Source organism: Halobellus sp. EA9, from assembly GCF_051195055.1.
GTDB lineage: Archaea > Halobacteriota > Halobacteria > Halobacteriales > Haloferacaceae > Haloquadratum > Haloquadratum rubicundus.
This window is the reverse complement of sequence record NZ_JBNTJW010000044.1, coordinates 1-942: the sequence shown is the minus strand read 5'-3', so window position 1 is coordinate 942 and position 942 is coordinate 1. Positions and strand designations below refer to the sequence as shown.

The 942-nt window shown below is 59.7% G+C and carries 1 protein-coding gene; it reads right to left on the bottom strand.

All coding sequences use genetic code 11. The features are described 5' to 3' along the window. Positions 1 to 29 precede the first annotated feature (29 nt). A complete protein-coding gene (locus tag ACQUQ0_RS17565; protein WP_435187048.1) occupies positions 30 to 914 on the bottom strand; it encodes an IS1595 family transposase in 885 nt (294 codons plus the stop codon). Positions 915 to 942 lie beyond the last annotated feature (28 nt).

The following is a 942-nucleotide window of genomic DNA, read 5'->3' as shown; positions in this document are numbered from 1 at the left end:
CGCTGTTGGGTAAGCGATTGTTGGTGAAGTCATAGAGCGGTTTCGAGGATGATTTTGAGTGCTTCTTCGCCGGGTTTCCGGCGGACACGTTGGCGAAGCTGAAACGCTCTGAAGTAGGGTGTGAGCCTGTCTTTGGAGACGCCCTGATGCGGCGAGAGCCACCGTCGCGCCAGCGACGCGTGGCTCTCGCAGGTGTTCACGTGAACATCTCCATCAGCATATTCCCCGTCGCCGTGGACGACGTATTCGCGGTCGAACTCTTCGTCGTCCTCTAGCGGATCGTAGGCCCGAAATCCATCGGTATAGACGGTCAGCGACTCCTGCTCGTGATCGGCGAGTAGGAGTCGTACCGTCGATTCGTCGGCGGATTTCGCTGGCAGCACGTAGCACTCGTTCGTTCCTCGATCAACCAGCACGAACACGGGCGGCTTGTCCTCGGCATATTTTCCACGTCCACGTGTTGATAGCCCCCGCAAGCGCGACGGGCGGTCGCGCTCGCGGCCCTTGAGTCCGGCTTTGACGTACAGTTCGTCGAGTTCGACCGGCCCTTCCAGCTGTGGGCGAGGCGCGTCCAGCGCTCGCAGGAAGCGCTGGACGCGCCGGTACACCGTCTTGTAGGAAACCTCGATCTCAACGTCCAGTTGCCGAAGGCTGGTATTGAAGCGGATGTAGGCGTAGACGGCGAGAAACCACTTTCTGAGTGCGATTGACGAATGCTCGAAGACTGTGCCTGTCTTGTCGTTGAACGTGCGGTCGCAATTCTTACAGCGATACCGTTGAAACACCCGATAGCTGCCGTACCGAATCACCGATTCGGCACGGCAGCACGGGCAATAGACGCCGTCACGCCAGCGAACCTGCTGTAACAGGTTCGCGGCTCGACGCTCCGAGACGAACGTCTTGACTGGGAACATCGTTCGTCGGGTGACGCGGTCGCGTCAC